Source organism: Parasphingorhabdus sp. NYA22 (genome assembly GCF_976973735.1).
Map to the genome: position 1 here is coordinate 685,842 of NZ_OZ333477.1, position 21,669 is coordinate 707,510.

27 protein-coding genes, 1 tRNA gene and 1 pseudogene are annotated in these 21,669 nt (G+C 57.0%); 7 read left to right on the forward strand and 22 right to left on the reverse strand.

Annotated features, from left to right (window positions below; translation table 11 throughout):
- Positions 1-63 precede the first annotated feature (63 nt).
- The gene (locus ACWFTY_RS03315) at positions 64-591 is read left to right on the forward strand and encodes a hypothetical protein (protein WP_447525977.1); all 528 of its coding nucleotides are present in this window, start codon (positions 64-66) and stop codon (positions 589-591) included.
- A 45-nt stretch (positions 592-636) separates the two neighbouring features.
- Here the strand turns inward: ACWFTY_RS03315 and ACWFTY_RS03320 are convergent, their stop codons facing one another.
- The 11 genes from ACWFTY_RS03320 to ACWFTY_RS03370 all read right to left on the reverse strand — a co-directional run bounded on the left by ACWFTY_RS03320 (position 637) and on the right by ACWFTY_RS03370 (position 6,910).
- On the reverse strand, positions 637-1,017 hold the full coding sequence (locus ACWFTY_RS03320; protein WP_447525978.1) for a GFA family protein: 381 nt from the start codon (positions 1,015-1,017) through the stop codon (positions 637-639).
- 81 nt (positions 1,018-1,098) lie between these two features.
- Positions 1,099-1,878, reverse strand: coding sequence for a transglutaminase-like domain-containing protein (locus tag ACWFTY_RS03325; protein ID WP_447525979.1), 780 nt, complete (start codon positions 1,876-1,878; stop codon positions 1,099-1,101).
- Between the two features lie 111 nt (positions 1,879-1,989).
- On the reverse strand, positions 1,990-2,691 hold the full coding sequence (gene rplA, locus ACWFTY_RS03330; RefSeq protein WP_447525980.1) for a 50S ribosomal protein L1: 702 nt from the start codon (positions 2,689-2,691) through the stop codon (positions 1,990-1,992).
- A gap of 4 nt (positions 2,692-2,695) precedes the next feature.
- The gene (rplK, locus tag ACWFTY_RS03335; protein WP_067197592.1) at positions 2,696-3,127 is read right to left on the reverse strand and encodes a 50S ribosomal protein L11; all 432 of its coding nucleotides are present in this window, start codon (positions 3,125-3,127) and stop codon (positions 2,696-2,698) included.
- Positions 3,128-3,278: 151 nt separating this feature from the next.
- Positions 3,279-3,815, reverse strand: coding sequence for a transcription termination/antitermination protein NusG (gene nusG / locus ACWFTY_RS03340; RefSeq protein ID WP_340166354.1), 537 nt, complete (start codon positions 3,813-3,815; stop codon positions 3,279-3,281).
- Positions 3,816-3,846: 31 nt separating this feature from the next.
- Positions 3,847-4,041, reverse strand: a complete 195-nt coding sequence (gene secE / locus ACWFTY_RS03345) for a preprotein translocase subunit SecE (RefSeq protein WP_067197601.1) — start codon at positions 4,039-4,041, stop codon at positions 3,847-3,849.
- Positions 4,042-4,185: 144 nt separating this feature from the next.
- A complete protein-coding gene (locus ACWFTY_RS03350) occupies positions 4,186-4,761 on the reverse strand; it encodes a DsbA family protein (protein ID WP_447525981.1) in 576 nt (191 codons plus the stop codon).
- On the reverse strand, positions 4,755-5,447 hold the full coding sequence (locus tag ACWFTY_RS03355; protein WP_447525982.1) for a DsbA family protein: 693 nt from the start codon (positions 5,445-5,447) through the stop codon (positions 4,755-4,757). Before ACWFTY_RS03355 ends, ACWFTY_RS03350 begins: the two co-directional genes overlap by 7 nt.
- A 23-nt stretch (positions 5,448-5,470) precedes the next feature.
- Complete coding sequence (locus ACWFTY_RS03360; protein ID WP_447525983.1) at positions 5,471-6,352, reverse strand: phytanoyl-CoA dioxygenase family protein; 882 nt, start codon at positions 6,350-6,352, stop codon at positions 5,471-5,473.
- 65 nt (positions 6,353-6,417) lie between these two features.
- Entirely contained in the window at positions 6,418-6,807 is a 390-nt protein-coding gene (locus ACWFTY_RS03365) for a VOC family protein (protein WP_447525984.1), read from the reverse strand.
- Positions 6,808-6,834: 27 nt separating this feature from the next.
- Positions 6,835-6,910: transfer RNA gene (locus tag ACWFTY_RS03370), tRNA-Trp, on the reverse strand.
- A gap of 243 nt (positions 6,911-7,153) precedes the next feature.
- Between ACWFTY_RS03370 and ACWFTY_RS03375 the strand changes: the two genes are divergently transcribed.
- Positions 7,154-7,522: a PilZ domain-containing protein gene (locus ACWFTY_RS03375; RefSeq protein WP_447525985.1), complete on the forward strand. Its 369-nt coding sequence runs from the start codon at positions 7,154-7,156 to the stop codon at positions 7,520-7,522.
- Between the two features lie 82 nt (positions 7,523-7,604).
- On the forward strand, positions 7,605-8,153 hold the full coding sequence (locus ACWFTY_RS03380; protein ID WP_447525986.1) for a cupin domain-containing protein: 549 nt from the start codon (positions 7,605-7,607) through the stop codon (positions 8,151-8,153).
- A gap of 18 nt (positions 8,154-8,171) precedes the next feature.
- On the opposite strand, the gene ACWFTY_RS03385 is transcribed toward ACWFTY_RS03380, so the two are convergent.
- The 4 genes from ACWFTY_RS03385 to ACWFTY_RS03400 form a co-directional block, all read right to left on the reverse strand.
- Positions 8,172-9,368 carry an aromatic ring-hydroxylating oxygenase subunit alpha gene (locus ACWFTY_RS03385; protein ID WP_447525987.1) on the reverse strand — a complete coding sequence of 399 codons (1,197 nt, stop codon included), beginning with the start codon at positions 9,366-9,368 and terminating at the stop codon, positions 8,172-8,174.
- A gap of 75 nt (positions 9,369-9,443) precedes the next feature.
- Positions 9,444-9,839 (reverse strand): YbaN family protein, encoded by a 396-nt coding sequence (locus tag ACWFTY_RS03390; protein WP_447525988.1) that lies wholly within the window; start codon positions 9,837-9,839, stop codon positions 9,444-9,446.
- 71 nt (positions 9,840-9,910) lie between these two features.
- A complete protein-coding gene (nhaA, locus tag ACWFTY_RS03395; RefSeq protein ID WP_447525989.1) occupies positions 9,911-11,104 on the reverse strand; it encodes a Na+/H+ antiporter NhaA in 1,194 nt (397 codons plus the stop codon).
- Positions 11,105-11,206: 102 nt separating this feature from the next.
- Positions 11,207-11,386, reverse strand: a complete 180-nt coding sequence (locus ACWFTY_RS03400) for a hypothetical protein (protein ID WP_447525990.1) — start codon at positions 11,384-11,386, stop codon at positions 11,207-11,209.
- Positions 11,387-11,510: 124 nt separating this feature from the next.
- On the opposite strand from ACWFTY_RS03400, the gene ACWFTY_RS03405 reads away from it, so the two are divergent.
- Together ACWFTY_RS03405 and aat are read left to right on the forward strand one after the other, a co-directional pair.
- Complete coding sequence (locus ACWFTY_RS03405; RefSeq protein ID WP_447525991.1) at positions 11,511-12,416, forward strand: hydrogen peroxide-inducible genes activator; 906 nt, start codon at positions 11,511-11,513, stop codon at positions 12,414-12,416.
- Positions 12,417-12,533: 117 nt separating this feature from the next.
- Positions 12,534-13,007 (forward strand): annotated as a pseudogene (gene aat, locus ACWFTY_RS03410) (leucyl/phenylalanyl-tRNA--protein transferase); the annotation flags it as partial.
- Positions 13,008-13,066: 59 nt separating this feature from the next.
- On the opposite strand, the gene ACWFTY_RS03415 reads toward aat, so the two are convergent.
- The 5 genes from ACWFTY_RS03415 to ACWFTY_RS03435 all read right to left on the reverse strand — a co-directional run bounded on the left by ACWFTY_RS03415 (position 13,067) and on the right by ACWFTY_RS03435 (position 16,075).
- Positions 13,067-13,804 carry a DUF2155 domain-containing protein gene (locus ACWFTY_RS03415; protein WP_447525992.1) on the reverse strand — a complete coding sequence of 246 codons (738 nt, stop codon included), beginning with the start codon at positions 13,802-13,804 and terminating at the stop codon, positions 13,067-13,069.
- Positions 13,805-13,809: 5 nt separating this feature from the next.
- A complete protein-coding gene (locus ACWFTY_RS03420) occupies positions 13,810-14,217 on the reverse strand; it encodes an NADH:ubiquinone oxidoreductase subunit NDUFA12 (protein WP_447525993.1) in 408 nt (135 codons plus the stop codon).
- 81 nt (positions 14,218-14,298) lie between these two features.
- The gene (locus ACWFTY_RS03425) at positions 14,299-14,802 is read right to left on the reverse strand and encodes a DUF192 domain-containing protein (RefSeq protein WP_447525994.1); all 504 of its coding nucleotides are present in this window, start codon (positions 14,800-14,802) and stop codon (positions 14,299-14,301) included.
- Between the two features lie 17 nt (positions 14,803-14,819).
- Positions 14,820-15,440, reverse strand: a complete 621-nt coding sequence (locus ACWFTY_RS03430) for a cold-shock protein (RefSeq protein ID WP_447525995.1) — start codon at positions 15,438-15,440, stop codon at positions 14,820-14,822.
- 152 nt (positions 15,441-15,592) lie between these two features.
- On the reverse strand, positions 15,593-16,075 hold the full coding sequence (locus tag ACWFTY_RS03435; protein ID WP_447525996.1) for a regulatory protein RecX: 483 nt from the start codon (positions 16,073-16,075) through the stop codon (positions 15,593-15,595).
- A 221-nt stretch (positions 16,076-16,296) separates the two neighbouring features.
- Here ACWFTY_RS03435 and ACWFTY_RS03440 point away from each other — a divergent pair, with 221 nt between their 5' ends.
- Both ACWFTY_RS03440 and ACWFTY_RS03445 read left to right on the forward strand, forming a co-directional pair.
- Positions 16,297-18,027 (forward strand): fatty acyl-AMP ligase, encoded by a 1,731-nt coding sequence (locus tag ACWFTY_RS03440; RefSeq protein ID WP_447525997.1) that lies wholly within the window; start codon positions 16,297-16,299, stop codon positions 18,025-18,027.
- Positions 18,028-18,115: 88 nt separating this feature from the next.
- A complete protein-coding gene (locus ACWFTY_RS03445) occupies positions 18,116-20,485 on the forward strand; it encodes a putative bifunctional diguanylate cyclase/phosphodiesterase (RefSeq protein WP_447525998.1) in 2,370 nt (789 codons plus the stop codon).
- Between the two features lie 15 nt (positions 20,486-20,500).
- On the opposite strand, the gene ACWFTY_RS03450 is transcribed toward ACWFTY_RS03445, so the two are convergent.
- Positions 20,501-21,232, reverse strand: coding sequence for a ParA family protein (locus ACWFTY_RS03450; protein WP_447525999.1), 732 nt, complete (start codon positions 21,230-21,232; stop codon positions 20,501-20,503).
- Positions 21,233-21,279: 47 nt separating this feature from the next.
- A complete protein-coding gene (gene arsC, locus ACWFTY_RS03455) occupies positions 21,280-21,630 on the reverse strand; it encodes an arsenate reductase (glutaredoxin) (protein ID WP_447526000.1) in 351 nt (116 codons plus the stop codon).
- Positions 21,631-21,669: the final 39 nt, after the last annotated feature.

Genomic DNA, 21,669 nt, shown 5'->3' on the forward strand with positions numbered 1-21,669 from the left:
CCCCGTCTAGGCTGGAAATTAAGAGAGGCAAATTCCCCTCACCCGCTGTCTCGGACGGAAATTGTGATTCTTTTAAGGGAAGCACAATTTGTAGGGGTGCCATTAACGGGTGGGGCGGGGATGTCAAGGGTGGGTGGGATTTTGGATGTCAGCTCGCGGCGTAAAATTAGGCGCTGGGCGGATCGATATGTTGCGGACTTTGGGAATGTTGATAGTTTGAATGGCATGAAGCATTCTTCGATCATTTCTTTTCTCCGCGGAGAAATGTCCGCAGGGAAATTTCTTCAAGAAGTGCAGGTAGAGGTTGATCGATGCATCGACGATTTGAAAACTAAAGGGTTCGGCAACATCATAGTAAACGACGGCCCGCTTACGATCATTAATCGAAATCATGCTGCCCGTCTTTTCAAATCGGTGCTAGCCAATGAACTGCCGATTGAGGTGGCCAACTATCTAGCAGACGGCTTGATTATGAGTGAAGACTTCGACTTTGCCGAAGACGAAACGGTAGAAGCTCTCCACTTTCTCGCAGATGATAGTCGTCCTCCAACTATCGAAGAAATCGAAGCAATATTTGCAGAGCTTCAATGAACATCGGCATTCGGGATCGAACCAACAATAAGTCGGACGTCATACTCACTGATCCCGCTGCAAAACCCCCGCTTCAATCTCATAATAATCGCCCTTCTCCGCGACAAATATATGGCTCCAGATTTTCGTCTCCGTCGGCTGGTCGAAACAGCCCATGGCGATGGCGATCTTGTCGTGGTGGATCGGGTCCCAGAACAGGGATGCGCCGCAGGTGTCGCAGAAGCCGCGGCGGACTTTTTCCGAGGATTGATACCAGCGGATATGGTCTTCGCCGTTGATGGTGACGGCGCTGGTCGGGACGTCGATCGAGGCCCAATAATGGCCGGACTGCTTGCGGCACTGGCTGCAGTGGCAGGCATCGGCCTCGGGCAGGGTGCCGACGACTTCGATATGGATGGCGCCGCAGAGGCAGGAGCCCTTGTGCATATTTTCCTCCCGGGAGTCGTTCGGGAGCAATCTTAAAGGAAAAATGTTGCGTTTTGAAAGCTGGAAATTGCGGTTCGCGCTTCAGACGCGCGAAACGCTCACTCTTTGCTCGACCATATTCATGCTGCCGAAGGCGGTGAGGAAGGAGACGTCGGTGGCGTCGCGGCCGATGCCGATGACTGCCATGTCGGATGCCTGCGCCATGCCGGTGGGGTCGATCAGGTGCCAGCGGCCATCGAGGAAAACTTCCGGCACGGCGTGGAAGTCCTGTGGCTCGACATCGGGGGCGTAGGTGCTGGCGAAGCGCGCGGGGATATTGGCGGCGCGGGCCATGCTGATCATTATATGGGCATAATCGCGGCAGACGCCCTTGCGCGCGGCAAAGCTCTGCTCGGCGTTGCTGTTGGCATTATCGACATCGGAGCCATAGGTCATGGTCTGTCCGATATAGCCGGCCATCGCAGCGACCAACGGGCCGCCGCTCAGACCGGAAAATTCGCTGGTGACGACCTGGTCAAAGGCATGGACCGAACAATAGAGCGAGTTGAACAGATAGGGCACGGCTTCGCCCGGCAGGTCTGACAGGGCGGTGGCTGGCAGAGTGGTGAAATCCGGATTGGGGCGATCGATTGCGACCCTCGCGGTGTAGGAGACGGTGAGCTGTTCCTGCTGCGTGGTCCATAGCCTTGTGCCGATCCGGTCATGAGCCGGGACCACGGATTTGTTGTTGGCGGGGCCGATATCGATATGCGCGTCGACGAGTGTCTGGTCGGATGTCGCTGCCGCCTCGACCTGGACCAATATCGTGCAGGGCGCGGGGAGGCGGTAGGATAGGTCCGCGCTGATCTGCAATATTGTCATATCGGTCCTTATAGAAAATATGGCGCATGAAAAAAGGCCGGACTTGCGCCCGGCCTTTTTCTAAAAGCTGTTCAAGCCATCCCTGCTTTTGCCGGGGTGACGTGCGACGGGTTAGGCGCCTTCAATCTCGCCGAGATCGATTTTGAGGCCCGGGCCCATGGTTGTGCTCAGTCCGACTTTACGGACATATTTGCCCTTGGCGCCGGCTGGCTTTGCCTTGACCACAGTGTTGACCAGCGCATCGAAATTCTTGCGCAGATCGGCTTCGGAGAAGCTGGTCTTGCCGATGCCATTGTGGATGATACCGGCTTTTTCGACGCGATATTCGATCTGGCCGCCCTTGGCGTCCTTGACCGCTTGGCCGACATTCGGGGTAACCGTGCCGAGTTTCGGGTTAGGCATCAGGCCTTTTGGACCGAGAACCTTGCCGAGACGGCCGACGAGGCCCATCATGTCAGGGGTCGCGATGATGCGATCATAGTTGAGGTCGCCGCCTTGCATGGCTTCCATCAGATCTTCAGCACCAACCGTATCGGCGCCCGCTTCCCGTGCTTCGTCTGCTTTCGCATCCTTGGCAAATACTGCAACGCGGGCGGTTTTACCGGTTCCGGCTGGCAGCGAGATCACGCCGCGGACCATCTGGTCAGCGTGACGGGGATCGACACCAAGATTGATCACGACATCGAGTGTCTCGTCAAACTTCGAGGTAGAAGCGAGGCCTTTCAGCGTCTTGATAGCTTCATCGATGCTGTACAGTTTTTCACGGTCAACTTTTTCGTTGATCGCCTGCATTTTTTTGGAGAGTTTCGCCATATTCTTATCCCTCCACCACATCTACGCCCATCGAGCGCGCGGTGCCTGAAATGATTTTCATAGCCTGTTCAATGCTGTTGGCATTGAGGTCGGCCATTTTCGTTTCGGCGATTTCCTTGATCTGCGAAGACTTGATCGATCCGCCAGAGACTTTGCCCGGTTCGCTTGAACCCTTTTTCAGCTTGGCGACCTTCTTGATCAGGTAGCTGGCTGGTGGTGTCTTGGTTTCGAAGGTGAAGCTGCGATCGCCATAGACCGTAATCTTGGTCGGGATCGGCGTCCCTTTTTCAAGCTTGTCTGTAGCCGCGTTAAACGCCTTACAGAATTCCATGATGTTAACGCCGCGCTGACCCAATGCCGGGCCGATTGGCGGGGATGGATTTGCAATACCGGCAGGTACTTGCAAATTGATATAACCATCAATTTTCTTAGCCATTTGGCTGTCCTTTCATTCTTTTGGGATTGGCGAAATTGCCGCACCCGCAAATTAAGTGGTCAAACGGAGAGCGAACCCTCCTCCCACACTGGTATTCTGGAGCAAGCTCCGGAATTTCTTTGTGCTCCGGATCATATCCGCAGCATGAAAACTAGCTGATCAGGTCGACTTCTCCGAAGTCCAGTTCGACCGGAGTTGCGCGACCGAAGATGGACACGGAAACCTTGACCTTATTCTTGTCGAAATCGAGTTCCTCGACAATGCCGTTGAAGCTGTTGAATGGGCCGCTCTTGACCTTGACCTCGTCGCCAATTTCGTAAGCGACCGTGATCCGTTCTTTCGGAGCGTTGGCGGCTTCTTCCTTGGTGTTGAGAATGCGGGCGGCTTCGCTTTCGCTGATCGCCTGCGGCTTGCCGCTGCTGCCGAGGAAGCCGGTTACCTTGGGCTGGTTCTTGACCAGGTGATAAACATCATCGGTCATTTCCAGCTTGGCCAGAACATAGCCGGGGAAGAATTTCCGCTCCGACTGGATCTTCTTGCCGCGCTTGACTTCGGTAATGGTTTCGGTCGGGACTTCAATATCCTCGACCAGTTCGGTCAGGCCAAGACGCTTGGCGTCGGCCTCGATGGCTTCCTTGACCTTGTGTTCAAAGCCCGAATAAGCGTGAATAATATACCAGCGTGCCATGCGAATAACCTAAAAAAACTGAGTGGGGCGTTTATGCAAGGCTGAGGAGCCAGGCTACAATCCCGTTAAAAACCGAATCAACGCCGAGAAAAAACAGGCCGAGTATCGTGGTCATGATCAGCACGAGGATCGCCGTACGGACGGTCTCGGGCCATGTAGGCCAGACGACCTTATTGGTCTCGGCCTTGACCTGATTCATGAATTCGCCTGGATTGACTTTCGCCATGCTTGATTCCCTAAACTTTCTCGCCGGTTTCCACATAAACTCCGGGTGTCAGTCATTTGACTGTGTTCGGATATATGCATGGTTTCGGAAAGAACCAGCCCTTTATACGCAGATTCCCGGATTCGCAAGAAAAAGAACCGGATTTTACCCGACTGGTGCCGCTTCTATCAGCGAGCCTATCCACGGGAGATGCTCGCGGCCGACAAATAGCTGGTCTGCAATGACATAAGAAGGTGATTCGAAAATTCCGGATTCCTCTGCCTTGGCGCGGATGGAAACCAGTTTTTCGCGGCCCGTTTCCCAATCGGGCAGAGCCATGGCGAGCGAGGATAACAGCGCTGCCACGACAGCCTCGTCGTCGAGGTCAGCCTGCTCGGTCCAATATGCGGCGAAAGCGGCGCGGATAAACGGCACGGGGTCACCGTCGATACCGGCCATGGCGGCGAGGGCAGCATCACTGCCCGCCGGCGTCTTTGAAAAACGCATTTCCCGCCCCTGAACCCTGGCATAATGCAAATGGGTGTCGCGCTGGGCAATGGCGCGGACGCGGCGGTGCCGCTCGCCGACTGTCTCTTCCGCTTGTTCTTCGGGGATCGAAAAAGGCCTGACCGAGAAGGGTAGCCAGTCTATCTGCACGCCGGTTTCCTGCGCCAGCGCCAATGTCGGTTCGAGCGCCAGAAACGACGCGGGTGATTTGAAATCGATGAAGACGGTCAGCATGGTAGTGGCTCCAGACAATCTATCTCATAAGCGACGTCGGGTGCCGGACCCTTGCGTCCCTGCAAGTGCCAGCGGACATAAGGCAGATGCTCGCGGCCGAACAGGATCGTGCCTTCAAACACATAGGTCGGTACGCCGTAGATGCCGCTAGGGTGGAGTTGGGCTTGCAGATCGTCATGCCGGGCGCGGCCCTCTCCTTGCTCGAAGGCGGCAAAGCCGGCTGAGTCGATGCCAGCTTGTTCGAGACAGGCTTCGACTACGGCAATATCTTCGATATCCAGCTCTCGCCGCCAGAAGGGCGGATAGACCGTTTCGAAATAGTCGCCGAGCCGGTCACGATCTGTCTGCATGACCCAGGAAATCCCGATATTGGCGATCGAGGAATCCCAGATTTTCTCGGTGCCCTTGAGCATCAGGCCCTGACGTTCGACATAGCGGCGCGCATCGCGATAGCCATATTTGATTCCCACCCACTGGCTGGCGCTGCGGGTGCTTTCGACGACCTTGCCTTTGCTTTTGCGCGCCGAACCCAGATAGCTGGGGATATCGAGCGTCAGCGGCCGCCAGTCAAAGCGCATATCCAGCGACTTTTCCAGCGCCAGCGTCGGCCGGATGGCGGCGAAGGCATAAGGGCTCTTGATGTCGACATAGACAATCAGCGGCGCGTCGCTTTCCAGGGCTTTCATCGGCTGTCTCCGTGAATGATAGCTTAATTCTGCGGCAATGCCCGGCCCGGGTGCATGCCATCGACATAGCCCATGAAAGGCTCGTGAATCGAATAGCCCAGCAATTCCTGCGCGCGCTTAGGCAAGGCGGCTGCCTTGTCGGCCGGTACAGCGAGCAACATCGTTTCCAGTGGCCGCATCCAGCCCGGACAAAATTGCGGCGTCACAATCAGCCGCGAATGGTCAGAGCGGTTGGCGCCGCCGCGATGCCATAAATTGCCCTTGGCAATCATCAGCGATCCGGCGGGCATGACGGCCTTGATAGCGTCTTCATGCGCGCCCGGGTCAACGTCCTGGTTGCTACTGCCCTTGGTGGTGAAATCGGAAATGCTGTTGGCACCGTTGAGCTCGACCTTGCCCCATTTGTGGCTGCACGGAATGAGTTCGGTCGCGCCATTGTCTTCGGTCATCGGATCGATTGACCAGAAGGTGCTGACGCCCAGCGCCTTGCGGGGAGACGGCTGACGACAATGATCATCATCCATATGCCAGGGCTGAACGGTTTCGCCGGGGTGCAGGTTGATGGCAAGACAGGCGGACAGCAGGCAGGACTTGCCCAGTTCCTTCTCTGCAAAAGCAAGCTGCAGAGGATGGGTGACCAGATCGGCAAAGACCGGGTCCTTGCCCAGCATGGCATAAATGCGGTTGGACTCGACGCCTTCAAACACATTGCGTCCGCGAATGTCGGCTTCGATAAAAGGTTGCAGCGCCGCCCGTTGCCGTTCGACCTCTTCCGGAGGCATGATCCCTGGAAAGATCACATAGCCGTTGGTTTCATATTCTTCCCAGCATTGTGCGAAGCTTCTGCCGCCCAGAAAAGGCTCCAATGTCGTCCCGTCCGTCGGTGCTGTTTTCTGCTCGATCATCGGGAAAACATGGCAGAAAACTGGGGTTCAGGCAACTGAGATCAGTAACGCTACGGCATCGGATATTAGTGCCGTTCGATCAGGTCCCATTTATTGCCGAAGGGATCGCGAAACACCGCTACCTTGCCGTAGCTTTCGACTCGGGGCCCGTCGATGATGTCCACGCCGGCCCGTTCCATCAGCGCGATATCGCCCTCAAAATCATAGGTCTCGAGGAACAGGAAGACCCGGCCACCAGCCTGCTCGCCGATAATCTCTTCCTGCGCTTCGTTGGTTGCTTTCGCCAGCAGCAGCCGCGTTTCGGTGCTGCCCGGCGGCGCCACCAGAACCCAGCGCTTGTCTTCGGACAATTCACTATCTTCGATCAGTTCGAAACCCATCAGGCCGACATAAAAGGCGATAGCCTGATCATAGTCAGGAACAATCAGGCTGATGGCGGAAATAAACTGGGTCATGAAGATTTCAGTTGTTGATGGAGAAAATGGCAGGAGTGCACGGACTCGAACCGTGGGCCCTCGGTTTTGGAGACCGATGCTCTACCAACTGAGCTACACTCCTGCACGGGCCGTATCACCCTTGCGATACAGCCGGTTCGCGCGCCTTAGCGTCCCAGGATGCTTTCGGCAAGCGTGATTGTGCCCCGGACGGCCAAATCACTCCATGGTTAAATTCCACCGAGCCGCTGTTTACCGGAAGCGGGAAGAGAGGGTTTACCCATAGGGTCGAAACCGTGTCTGTCGCGGTTTCTCCATTGACCAGGGGAGCGACCGCCATAGCGAATGCCACGCTAAGGAGACAGAAATGACAGATTCCCTGGTTCGCAGGTCACCGATTTCCACCGTCAACAACCAGCCAGCAAAGCAATATGCGCTTGTCTCCGAAGCAGGTCGATGTGCCCCGCGCCACCGGATATCGATCCCGGGTAAAATGCGCTTTTCCTGCTCCAGCAGCTTTCCGGTGGAAGTGACCGACATGTCGCTTGCCGGATTTACCTGCGACGCTTTGCTGACCGCGCATCCCGGCACCTTGTGCTGGCTGACATTGCCGGGACTTGGCGCGCTCGAGGCCGAGGTGGTCCGACATGGCAATCAGGGCATCGGCTGCTCGTTCAAAAACCGGCTCAATCCGGCGGTACTGGATCATTATGTCGCCAAATATCAGATGCCCTAGATCGCGCCTAGCATTTTACCGGCTTTCCCGGACGGGGTGACTGCTGTTAACGTCATGATCCCATTCTGGTCCGGAGGAAGATATGACAGACGCTGGCGCTCCCGTTTCAAACAAGCCCGAACCGCCTAAGGTATTGCGGATCTTCCGGGGCAAGGATGCACCCAGTCTCGATGAAGCGGGACATATGTCTTATGTCGATGACGACCCGGTGATTCTGGACGGCGCGGCCAAATTGGGCGAAGCCGGCATTGGTGAAGGCGCCGTGCTGAAATGCCTGTTCAGCGGCTTCGGTTTTTCGCTCCACTATGTCTGGTTCAAGCCCGGCTATCCCTTGCCATTGCACAGCCATGACAGCGATTGTCTCTACTATCTGATCAGCGGCGATATCCGTATGGGCACGGAAAAAATGGCCGCAGGTGACGGCTTTTTCCTGCCCGCCGGTACGCCTTATACCTATACGATCGGCGACGAGGGCGTCGAGCTACTCGAATTCCGGACGCAGGAAGATTTCGATATCCAGTTCAAGGGCAAGACCGACGCCTATTGGGAGAAGATGCTCGAGAAATTGCGCGCCGAGCAACCCAAATGGAAAGAGGCACTGCCCCCGGTCAGGGACTATCGCAACGCCTGAACCGGGGCTTGCTGCGGATCACTCCGCGGCTTGCAACTGCGGTGCGAAAATCCGGTTCAATTCGGCATCATCGGCTTCGGTCAGGCGGTCAACCCATTGGTGGAAGACCTGTCCGCCGCCTTCATTGCGACCGAACCAGACCTTGTCGATAAGGCCGGACTGCAGCGCTTCATGCTGGCGTTTTCCGGTCTTGTAATCTTCTTCCGCAACCACGGTTTCGAGAAAGTCAAACTGCTCCCGCGCACCTTGCCGGACCGCATCATCGGTCGGTTCATGTTCCATCACGTAAAATTGTGTGGTGAAGCTTTCGCCGACGGTCTTGCCGGGGAACAGCTGTGATATCAGCGCGCCACGTCCGCCGCCGCCATAGAAGCTGGCAATCGAGATATGCGGGAAGATCGTCCAGACGCCCTGCAGCAGTGCGTCGATCGGCCAGTCCTTTTCATCGATCTCGGTGAGATCCAGCTTCTCGTCGCTGCCGGTTTTCTGGATAAATTTCGATGGCGAGGAGATTCGCTGATGCGGACCCCAGGCGAAATAATTGGCGCGGTTGAAGAAGTCGGCACCGAACGTGTCCTTGTGCAGGACGGGCAGGTGGTAGAAATCGAGATAGCCGTCATAGGCGGTCTTCCAGTTCGGTCCCGGAATAGTCCGCTGGTCAAACAGGTGCCAGCCGTCGAAGCCGAAATGTTCGAGCAGGCTGTCATAACCGCAGAGATAGGATTCGATATCAAGCGTGCTGTCCGGGTCGAGAGTCGCCCAGATCAGGCCGGCCCGCTCCAGCGTCGGGAATTTCTGCAGGCAGAAAGACGCCTTGTCGACGGTCCCGAAATCCTTCGGTGAAGCGATGGCCAGCAATTCGCCATCATTCTTGAAAGTCCAGCCATGATAGCCGCAGGTGAAACGGGACGCCTTGCCGGTGCCTTGCGCCACCGGATTGCCGCGATGGGTGCAGCTGTTCAGGAACGCCTGTGCGGTCCCGTCCTTCTGGCGTGTCATCAGCACCGGGATGCCGGCGACTTCCATCGCCTTGTAACAGCCCGGCTCGGGAAGTTCGCAGGATGGCGCCATCATTAGTGGCAATCGTTTGAAGATCAGATTCTTCTCGCGTTCATACCGCGCTTCATCGGTATAGTCGGATGCCGGCACCGAGACGACTTCGTCGACCAGTTCCATTGTATCCGCCTTGCCATGTTCGATCAGGGAACGGGTCATTTCCAACAATTGCTGCCGCGACATAATTCTCTCCTAAATTCGGGACGAGAATATCAGATTCGCGCGCAGCGAAAACTATTCTTTATGGGCAGGGGCGCGTTCCGGTGATTTTCCCGAATCGGGCTCGTTGCGCGTCCAGATCCAGCTGCCGCTGATTAACGCCGCAGCAATCGGAATGAGGTTCCAGGGCAGGTTGACAAAAAGCAAAGCCATCACGCAACTGACCGCAAAAGCGACCGTCGCCGCCCACTTACCGCGCCGGGTAATCGCCCGCCGCTCCCGCCAGTTTTTGATATGATGGCCAAAGACATGATGCTCGACCAGCCAGGCTTCCAGCCGCGGCGAGCTATTGGCGAAACAGAAGGCTGCGAGAATCATGAACGGCACCGTGGGGAGCAGCGGCAAGATGATACCGATGCCGCCCAGCCCAAGCGAAGCCAGTCCGGCTACCAGATAGAATTGTCGCTTCATGATTGCGCTGTATCACGCTTTGTGGCGATTGCCGACAGATTCGATATGGTTGTTTTGAGTGCGGGGAACGATCAGGCCGGCTTTGCTTTTACGGCAGGATCGGGTGCCGAGGCGAAGCGCAGCAGGCAATATCCGAGCAGTCCCGAAACCACCGAACCGCTGATCACGCCCAGTTTGACCGTTTCGATCTGCTCCGGATCGACAAAGGCGAGATTGCCGATGAACAGGCTCATCGTAAAGCCGATTCCGGTCAGGCAGGCGAGCCCGTAGAGTTGCAGCCAGGTGACGCCGGCCGGGCGCTTCACCAGACCGATTCTGGTCGCCAGATACATGAAGCCGAACACGCCGACCTGCTTGCCCACGACCAGTCCGGCAGCGATGCCGAGCGCCAGCGGTGCCATGAGATCGGCGATTTGCAACCCCGCGAGCGATACGCCGGCATTGGCGAAGGCGAATATCGGCAATACCAGAAAGGCGGTCCAGGGGTGCAGGAAATGCTCGAGATGTTTTAGCGGGGAACTGCCGTCTTTGGCGTTCAGCGGGATTGCCAGCGCAGCAATAACGCCGGCCAGTGTGGCGTGGACGCCGGATTTCAGAACGCATATCCACAGGAACGTGCCGACCAATATATAGGGTGCGGTCCGAATCACACCGAGCCGGTTCATCGCGAACAACAATATGGTTCCGCCACCGGCGAGCAACAGCGAGAAGCTCGATACTTCCGCGGTATAGAATAGCGCAATGATGATGATCGCGCCGATATCGTCGATAATCGCGATCGCAAGCAGCAATATTTTCAGCGAAACCGGCGCATGTTTGCCGAGCAGGGCGAGTACGCCCAGCGCAAAGGCGATGTCGGTCGCGGCCGGAATCGCCCAGCCGTTGATATTCTCCGGCATGGTCCAGTTGAAATAGAGGAATACCAAAGCGGGGAGCGCCATGCCGCCAATCGCTGCAATGAAGGGCAGCGAGGCTTGCTCGATACTGGACAGCTGTCCTTCGAGCAGTTCGCGCTTCACTTCCAGTCCGACCAGAAAGAAGAAGATCGCCATCAGCCCGTCGTTGATCCAGAGCGACAGCGGCTTGGCAATTTCCAGGGCGCCGAATTGCATGGCCACCGGAATGTCGAGAAAGGCCAGATAATAGGGATTGAAGGCGCTGTTCATCGCGACCATTGCCGCCACGGCAGCGCAGAATAATATAATGCCCGCGCTGGTTTCCTGGGCAATAAATTCCCGCAACGCTGCATTCATCTTTTTCACCATCGGGGCATCATCCTCGTTTCAGAATAGCAGTTATAAAAATCGGGGCGGCCAGCAGTTGAGGGAGTGCTGCCGCCCCAGGAGTTGGGGGAAGGGTAGGCGGGGCTATGCGGTTTCGCTGGGCCGGTGATATTGGGCTCCACGCTGAATTTTGCGGATGCGTTCGGCCAGACTGCGCTGTAATCCTCTCAGCTCTCGAACTTGTTCAACATGGTCGTCACGGTTCGCGATCCGGTCGCCCAGTTTACGATGTTTGCGGATCAGGCTGTTGGTATATTGTTCCACGGCATATCCTCTTTCTATCGTGCTTCAGCATCGATAGAGTTGATATGGTGCAAAGCACGTGATAACTCCAATCGAATGAAATCGTAAGAATCGATAGATTTATTCTATGGGATGGAATTGCGCTATGCCTACTTTACGCCAATTTGAGTATCTTGTTGCGGTTGCCGATCATGGCCATTTCGGCAAGGCTGCTCAAGCCGCAGGCGCTTCGCAGCCGACCTTGAGCCATCAGCTACGAACGCTTGAACAAAGACTGGGTGTGACTTTGGTCGAACGGCGAACCCATGGTGCCGAGCTGACACCGGTGGGCCGTGAGATTGCCGCGCGTGCGCGCCAAGTCCTCGTCGAGGTAAAGGATATTCGCGATCTCGCCGAACGGGCGAGCGACAGTCTGGCCGGAATATTGCGCTTCGGGGTTTCGCCGACGCTCGGGCCCTATCTGATGCCACCGGTGATCGCGGCCCTGCACCGCAGCCGCCCGGACCTGCGCTTTTACATGCGCGAGGGGATACCCGATCTGCAAGCGATGGAACTGACCAAGGGCTCTATCGACATGCTTCTCGGGCCTTTGCCGATCGAGGGAGAGAATCTGCATATCGAACCGCTGTTTCGTGAGCCGTTGATGCTGGTAGCGCCACCCGACCATCCGCTGGCATCGCAGAAACATCTGACACTTGCCGACCTGGCAGGCTCGCCGGTGCTGAGTCTGGACCGACGCCATCATCTGCATCGCGATGTGGCGCGCCAGTGTCAGCAGCATGACATGAATCTGCTGCGGGATTATGAGGGCACCAGCCTCGACAGCGTCCGGCAGATGGTTGCTTCGGGCCTCGGGCTGGCAATATTGCCTGAACTTTATGTGCGATCCGAACTCGCCCGCGGTGGCGATGTCGCGTTGCTCGACGTCGAAGGCTGGTCGGTGACCCGCAGCATCGGCGCGGCCTGGCGCACCAATGCCGGCTTTGCCAGCGAATATGCAGCGATAGCGGAGAAAATTGCCGAGGAAGCCCGCGTCCTGATGGCGGTTTGATGGCCGGAAATCTTTGTCACTTTCGGTCTGGGCGAATGGTTCTGGCCGCGTTATCCCCCGTTCATGACCATTGATCTCGATCTCCTGATTAAAGCTTATGCTTCGGGCATCTTCCCGATGGCGGATGCCCGGGATGATCCGGAAACTTTCTGGGTGGAACCCAAGGCCCGCGCGATCATCCCGCTGGAGAATTTCCGGATGTCGCGCTCGCTGCGCAAAACCATCAGATCGGACCGGTTCCGGGTTTCGACCGACACCGCCTTCGCCGATGTGATCGGGATTTGCGCGACAGAAGCAGCCGATCGCAAGGAAACCTGGATCAATGCAGAGATTGAAGAGGCGTTCAACCAGCTGCACGAGCTTGGCCATGCGCATAGCGTCGAATGCTGGTTGCGCGACACCGAAACCGGACAGGAAAACTTGGTCGGCGGTCTCTATGGCCTGGCGATTGGCGGCGCATTTTGCGGTGAAAGCATGTTCTCGCGCGCCAGCGACGCGTCGAAAGTGGCGCTGGCGTGGCTGGTGGCCCGGTTGAAAGTCGGGGGATTTCCGCTGCTCGATTGCCAGTTCATGACCGATCATCTAGCATCATTGGGGGCGATTGAGATCAGCCAGGAGGCTTATCTGGAGGATCTCGGAAAGGTAAGAGGCTATGCGCCGTCTTCGGTTTCCGCAATCAGGTCGCCGATCAGATCTTCCGGTGGATTATTCGTCGACGGGGCCGGTCTGGCGGCTGGCGCAGGCTGGGGTGCAGCAACCGGAGGCGCCGGGGCTTCCGGCACGGTTTCATTCGGCGCGCTTGATACGCTGTTGGCCAGATTGGACGAAGATGTGCGCGGTGCCGTCGGATTGACCGAATCCTCGGGTGGATCCTCCTCGCCCGGGAAGCTCATTGCGCAGCTCTTGACCCAGACATCATAGATCGGGTGTTCGACAACATTCAGCGAGGGTGATTCGCGAAACAGCCAGCCGGAGAAAACCCGCTTCCATTGATCTTCGCCGGACCGATTGGAGGGCCGGTCGTTGACCAGCAGCTGGACAAAGGCGCCCTGTTCGGGTGTCAGTTCCCACGGCGCTGTTCGCTCGCACGCCCGCAAGCGGACGATCGCACGTCCGATTCGGATCGACTGGCCCGGCCGCAGCTCTAGATCCCGGGTGAGGCCGTTGCGCTTGTTGAGGAAGCCGAGGGTGGCGACGCGTTCCGCCATTGGCGTTCCGATCTGCTCGGTCACCGATGCGATCAAGTCACCATCGGTTGCAGCAACCTCGCCTTTTTCGGCGGCCTGGCCGGTCGCACGTTCATCGATATTGTCGTCGCTGAACCAGCCACAGCCCGACAATAGCAGCATTGCCGCCAGCATCGAGAATGAAATGGAGTGGCGCATCATGCCCGTCATTCCGCTTCGGCGGGGTTCCAGGATTCATAGTCGCCGGTTGCTGCGGCACGGTGACCGCCTTCTTCCAGTGCCCCGGCCGGGCGATAGGCTTGTGCGGTCCCGGTCAGGTTTCCGCTCGGTTCTTTTTCCCAGATGCGCGCTTGCGGCAAATGGCTTTCGGGAATCTCGTCATAGCTGTGATGCAGCCAGCCATGCCATTCTGGCGGCACCCGGCTGGCATCATTGGGGCCATTATAAATGACCCAGCGCTGCCCGGCAGGATGACCGGTTCCGGCTTTTTTTGCCTGATAATAGATATTGCCAAACACATCTTCGCCGACGCGTTTGCCGTTGCGGGCGCTGAACAGGGCCGTGCCGATCGTTGCGCCGTCCCACCAAGTGAATATTTTCGCCAATATGTTCATGGCGTCCGCTTAGCCCCGCAGCCATGCGCTTCGCAATGAAAAAATGTCAAACAGGACGGATGTTCGCGGTTGTCGATATCATCACTGCCAGGTGACGGTGTTGCCCGGCTGGATACCCAGTTCAGCCGCACGGCCTGCAGCAATTTCGAGCACCGCGCCAACCGGCTCGTTGGAGCGAACCGACTCCAGCGAATAAGGTGTGGTGTTGGCGGCGATCGATTCGATCGTCCCGTCCCGGCGAACGAAGATAATATCGAGCGGGATCACGGTATTCTTCATCCAGAATCCCGCGACGCGATCCTGGGAGAAAGGAAAAATCATGCCCTTGTCGGGTGCCAGCCGGGTCCGGAACATCAGGCCCTGGGCTTGCTGGGCGCTGCTTTCTGCCACTTCGACAATGAAATCATGGGTCGTGTCAGATGTCCGGATGCTGAGCGGAACCTGCCTGAGGCCCGCCTCGGATACAGGCAATCCGTTTTGCGGGCTGGTTGCCGTGCTATCGCTGGTCCGGGCATAGCAGCCGGATATGCTGGTTAGGCTAAGCAGCGTCAGGGAAAGCGCAATCGCTTTTGAAATCTTGATCATTCGGGTGTGTCTCTTTTTCAGTCCGACGGAGGCAGGCAGACTTGCACGGCCATATGACCGCGGTTTCCGTCTCTTATACGGGCCAGCAATAATTGGCCCGGAACAATTTCAGCAATTCCGGCGTCACGCAGCGTTTCCATATGGAGAAAAATATCGCCGTCGAACTCGTCGCACACCAAGAAGCCGTAGCCTTTGGCGCGATTGAACCATTTTACCTCGGCATTGAGGAACGCGGAATCGTCATCGACAATATGCATCGCCTGACGAGAGCCTGTCGCTGCCGGCGCATCGTTTTTCGGCCCGCAGTTGGAAAGATCGATATCGAGAATTCTCGTCGCCTGCAGCCCTTTGGGCGCGACGGCATATTCACAGGTCACAATCGCCATTTCCGGCAATTCGCGTGTGCCGAGGGATTCAAGCAGACTCCAGTGGACCAATATATCCGAATGCGGAGTGGGGTCCTGATCGTCCGAATCGCTATTTTCGGGGACGATGAATCCGAAACCGCGATGGCTGTCGAACCATTTTACGCGACCGGTGGCGCGCAGCAATTCGCTGCTGGTTGATGGATGATCGTCCTCGCTGTCATGGGGCGCGCGATGACCCGCTGGGTCAGGTTCCGCAAACAAGCTTGCCACTATGCATCTCCGAACAAAACTACGCCAAATCAAAAATCTAACACATTCCGACTCGGTCGGCACCATATATCATAATATTATTAGGCTGGCGATTCTTGACGCCAAAGAGGCCAATCCCATTATTGGGGGCAATCTACTTGCGCTGGTGCGAACTAGTCTTCCACTGTTATTTCTTCGCCTGGTCGGGCGAATACAAAACGGGATGCCAGGTCGAAGTCGTGGCCTGCCCGCAGGAAAGCCTGCAATTGCTTGCGGCATTTGTCGGCGTCCTGCTGGCTCTCGGCATAGCAGCCGATCTTGCGCTTGCGGGCAAATTTATCCGCTGCGGCCCATTTGTTCGCTTCACTGTTCTGAAAGGCTTCGCGTCCGTCCGCTTCGCTGATCCCGGCCTGGTAAAGCGCGTGCGAGACGCGGCGGGTTCCGTAACCGCGTCGGGTGAGGGATGCAGCCTTGGTCTGGGCGTATAGTGCGTCGTCAATATAACCTTGCTCGACGAAACGCTCTACCAGTTGTTCGACCGCGGGAGGGGCCTCGTCCTGCCATTCCCGCTCGTGAATTTTCCTCTGAAGATAATCGGCCAGTTTTTTCCGGCTCGTTGCATATCGCTCGACATAGCGTATAGCCAGCCGATGCAAGCTCTCCTGATCTAACGTTTTAACGCTGTTTTTCAACGATTTGACCTTCAACTATGACGTTTGCCCTTTTTGTGCCACAGTCGGGCCGAAATTTAAACGCCAGAGGTCACCATTGATGTTGATAGAAGCGGCTGAATGGGAGGTAAAATGACAGTTTATTCCCTTTTAGAACGAATGAGATTGATTTTGGGAAGGCTGGACCTCCCGGAAATGGATATTGGATGACCGAATTGACACCAACCCCGACCTTGGATGAACTTCCTCGCCGCTTCTCCGATTTTGATACGCTGGGGGATGCGCTGGACTATGCAGCCAAGGGGCAAAAAGGTTTCAACTTTCACGATGCCCGGGCGTCGCTGGTCCGGGCCTATCCGTTCAGCGAACTGCGGGACGATGCATTGGCGGCGGCAAAACGCCTGATCGCTGCCGGTATAAAGCCGGGTGACCGGGTGGCGCTGATTGCCGATACCGAGCCGCAGTTTTGCGCGCTGTTTTTTGGTGCTGTCTATGCCGGCGCGTTGCCGGTGCCATTGCCATTGCCAACTTCATTCGGTGGCAAGGAAAGCTATATCGACCAGATCGGTGTGCAGCTGGACAGCTGTGATCCCGCTCTGTTGCTGTTTCCGGACGAGATTGCGGAATTGGCAGGCCCGGCCGGCCTGACCCGCTCCATCCCGATCGCCGGCTGGGACGCCTTTGCGGAGCAGGATGCGCCTGACGTGGAATTACCGGAAGCCGACAGCAGCGATATCGCCTATCTGCAATATTCCAGCGGTTCGACCCGTTTCCCGCACGGCGTTGCCGTTTCCCACAAGGCGTTACTGCACAATCTGGGTTCGCACGCTCACGGCATGCTTATCAACGACACAGATCGCTGTATTTCCTGGTTGCCCTTCTATCATGACATGGGTCTGGTCGGCTGCTTCCTGTCGATGGTCGCCAATCAGGTTTCTACTGATTATCTCAAGACTGCGGATTTCGCGCGTCGGCCCTTGTCCTGGCTTGACCTTATTACGCGTAACTCGGGTACATCCTGCAGCTTTTCGCCAACCTTCGGCTATGAAATTTGCGCGCGCCGCATTGGCAGCCAGTCCAATGTGCAGGAACGGTTCGACCTCTCGCGCTGGCGGCTGGCGGGCAATGGCGCCGACATGATCCGGCCCGACGTCATGCAGCGGTTTACCGATGCGTTCGCGCCCGCAGGATTTGATGCCAAGGCCTTCCTGCCGAGCTATGGTCTCGCCGAAGCAACGCTGGCGGTGACATTGATGCCATCGGGCGAAGGCATGGAAGTGGAACTGGTGGAAGAAACCGAGCTTTCAGGCGAGAAAAAGAGCGACGGCAGTCGCCCGAAACGGTTCCGCGCGATCGTCAATTGCGGCAAGCCGGTTCGCGATACTTTGCTCGAAATCCGTGAAGAAAACGGAGCGGTTCTGGCTGAAAAAACCGTCGGCAAGGTCTGGATGAAGGGCCCGGCGGTGATGGAATGCTATTATCGCGATCAGGAGGCGACAGATGCCTGTCTGGTCGACGGCTGGCTCGATACCGGCGATATGGGCTATCTGTCGAACGGCTATCTTTACATTGTCGGCCGCGCCAAGGACATGATCATCATCAATGGCAAAAATCACTGGCCGCAGGATATCGAATGGGCGGTGGAACAATTGCCCGGCTTCAAGGCCGGAGACATAGCCGCCTTTGCCATCACCACGCCGGGCGGCGAGGAAACACCCGCCGTGCTCGTGCAATGCCGGACCTCGGACGAGATCGAACGGCTGCGGCTGTGGAACGAGATCAGGGAAAAGGTGAGAGCCATTACCGGCATGAATTGTGTGATCGAACTGGTGCCACCGCGCACCTTGCCGCGAACCAGTTCCGGGAAATTGAGCCGGGCAAAGGCTCGAAACCTTTACCTTTCGGGCGATATTCAGCCATATGCGATCGCTGCGTGAATCGGTTGAAAATGCGCTAATCGGAAATCGCGAAAATATTTAGGCCGATCCTTACTTTTCGCTAAGAATTTCGTTGTAGGGACGAGCGGTGTTAAGAACAATCGCTCAATCCGGCCTGCCGCGGGTAATCCCGGTCAGTGTACTGCTCGGCCTATCCGATCCCGACGGGATCGACTGGGGCCGTATCCGTGCGCTGCAGTTCAATGGCAATAACCGGCATGGTCTGCTGAAGATTGTCGCCGCGATCGTGTGCGGTCTGCTGATTGTGCAACTGGGTGTCGGCCAGGTCAATATTCTGTTTCTTGGTCTGTGGCTCTTGGGTCTGTCCGCGGTATATATTTACGCTCACCTGCTGTATCGCAAAGCGTCTGCGTGGCAGCGAAAAACCATCAATCGTTCTGACTTGACGATATTCTATCTCGTTTCCCTGGCCGGTGGCTCTCTGTGGGGCGCGGGCTTTCTGCTGTTCGCGTTCAGCTCGGACCTGATGACCATGATACCGGTATGGGCAACCCTCATATGCCTGATGGTGGGCTCCGCGATGCTTTTGTCAAATATGCCGCTCAGCAGCATTTTATTCATATCATCGTCCAGCGCCGCAACAATTTTCGGCTGGCTTTACATCGGCAGCCTCCATCTGGCTTTGGCCTCTCTGGCGATCGCAGTGCTGTTGATCTCTGCCTGTCTGATGAGCGGCCGGTCATTTCTTGACAGAAGGATCGCAGAAGCCAGTCTCAACGAGAAAGGCGAAGTGGTCAGTCTGTTGCTCAAGGAATTTGAGGATACCGGCGCCGACTGGCTTTGGCAGACCGATACATCGCGTCGCATCATGCACGTCTCCCCGCGCTTCGCCCATGCGATAGGGCAGCCGACCGAGGAGATCGAAGGCAAGCCGTTCCTGCAACTGGTCGCCGGCGAATCCTGGGACAGCGGAAATTTCTCGACCGCCTTGCACGAACTGGCGGACAAGCTGAAACGGCGCGACAGCTTCAGCAACATGCTGGTGCCCGTGCAGATCAATGGCGAAACCCGGTGGTGGGAATTATCCGCTTCGCCGAAACTCGATGATAACGGCGTGTTTCATGGCTTCCGCGGTGTCGGGTCGGACATAACCGAACAGCGTCAGTCGGCGGACAAGATTTCCCAGCTGGCCAGATTTGATACGCTTACCCGACTGCCCAATCGCCTGCAGCTGACCGACGCGGTCAGCAAGGCTATGCAAACCGCCGAAAAATGGAATGGCCGCTGCGGCTTCATGATGATCGACCTTGACCGGTTCAAGGCGGTCAATGACACGCTCGGTCATCCGGTGGGTGACCGTTTGCTGGCCCGCGTAGCCGACCGTTTGCGGTCGATCATGACCGACAACGAGCTGTGCGGTCGTCTCGGCGGAGATGAATTTGCCATCGTCATCAAAGAGGCGAGCGATACGCAATATATGGAATTGCTGGCCAAAAAGATTATCGATACGCTTTCGCGGCCTTATGAAGTCGACCAGCACACGCTCTACATAGGCGCCAGCGTCGGTACAGCGATCGGTCCGCGCGACGGACGCACGGTCGAAATGCTGATGCGCAGCGCCGATCTCGCGCTATATCGCTCCAAGGACCAGGGCGGCGGGGCCTTCACCCATTACGAGCCGAAGCTTCATGTCCAGGCGGAAGAGCGGCGGGTCATGGAAATGGCTCTGCGCAAGGCGCTGGAGAATGACGAACTGTCGCTGAACTACCAACCCGTTGTCAGCGCTGATTCGGGCGGCGTGGTTGGCTTCGAGGCGCTGCTCCGCTGGACCAGCCCGGTATTTGGCGTTGTTTCTCCAGCGAAATTTGTGCCGATAGCAGAAGAAGCGCGCTTGATCGTCTCGATTGGCGAATGGGTGATGCGGACTGCGTGCAAGGAAGCCCTGGCTTGGCCGTCCTCGGTCAAAGTCGCGGTCAATGTGTCCGCGGACCAGTTGACCGAAGTCAATTTCCTGTCGATGGTGGTGTCCGCACTCGAGGAAAGCGGGCTTCCTCCCAGCCGCCTCGAGATAGAGGTGACTGAAAGCATCTTCATGCACGAGGGCAACGGCGCTGCAGAAGTGCTCGATCAAATCATCGCTCTGGGCATCAACCTCTCGCTCGACGATTTCGGCACCGGCTACTCCTCGCTTGGCTATTTGCGCAAAACCCGCTTCACGACGATCAAGGTTGATCGCAGCTTCGTTCAGGGCGCGGCCAAAAATGCTCCCGAAAGCCTTGCCATCATCCGTGCTGTTGTCGCGATGGCGGATGCACTGGGCATGTCGACGACCGCCGAGGGTGCCGAGACAGAAGAAGAAGTGCAGATGATCAAGCGGCTCGGTTGCCGCAAAATCCAGGGCTATTATTTCGGTCGTCCGATGATCGCTGCCGATGCCAGGGAATTGTTCAGTTCGTTCGAACCCGGGCAGCTGGAATATAGCAAAAAGACCGCCTGAGCGGACTTTCCCGGTCTATTTTTTCGCCAGTCGTTTTTCAATACCGCGCCAGATTCGGGCATAGGCCTGCGCAGCAGGGCTGCGCGGTGCGAAGCTGCCTACTGGTTGCTGCAATTTCGTCATATGTTCAACGGCGCTCGACATCGGGATGACCGGCCATTTCGGTTTCCGGGCCAGGCTCTGATTGTGGATCGATCGGCGCCTGTCGACCATTGTATATACCGGCAGCAAGGGAGCGTGTTTTTTCCCGTTGCTGTTCAGGAACATCTGGACATCGGTGAGCGCGCGTTCCGACAGTGGCGACGGGATCGTCGGCACAATCACGATATCTGCGTTGCGCAAGATCTGCTCGCTGGTCTCGGTCAGGCCGGGCGGGCAATCGAGAATGATCCGGTCATAATCCTTGCCCATTTCCTTGAGCAATTTGCCGAGATGCCGCTTTTTATTGATCTGGAAAAACAGCCGGTCGAGGCCGCGTAGCGACACGTCCGCGGCCAGAAGATCGAGATTTTCTATTTCCGTATGCTTGATCAACTTGTCCGGTTTGACATTGCCGGCGACCATGGCGCGGGCGCGGTCCTTTTCCGACCGATCACCCTTCAGGATGAAGGACGCGGCGCCTTGCGGGTCGAGGTCCCAGAGCAATGTCCGCCGCGAACTGCCGACGGCGCTGTTCCATGCCAGATTCACTGCGGTGCAGCTTTTGCCGACGCCGCCTTTCATGCTGTACACTGCGATTACCGACATTGTGTTTCCCGGTCTGTTTTACTCAAATCCGCCGAAAGAAAATCGTGTCAGAGTATTTCCTGTACGATATCCTGCGGGCGGCACAGTCTGACCCCTTTGTCGGTCTCGACCAGCGGCCGGTTGATCAGCATCGGCTCCTTGGCCATGGCATCCAGAATCTGGTCGGCTGTGGTGTCGTCTTTGGTTAGTCCCAGCTCATCGGCCGGAGAACCCCGCACTCGTAGGCCTTCCTGCGGGGTCATTCCAGCATCGCTGTAAAGCTGTTCCAGCTTGGCACGGCTGGGCGGGTTTTCCAGATATTCGACCACGGTCAGGTCAACGCCGGGCGTTTCCTCCAATATCGCCAATGTCTTGCGGGACGTGCCGCATTTCGGATTGTGCCAGATAGTTGCTTTCATGATTCTTTCCCGATTCGTCAAAAGAGCTTCATAAACACG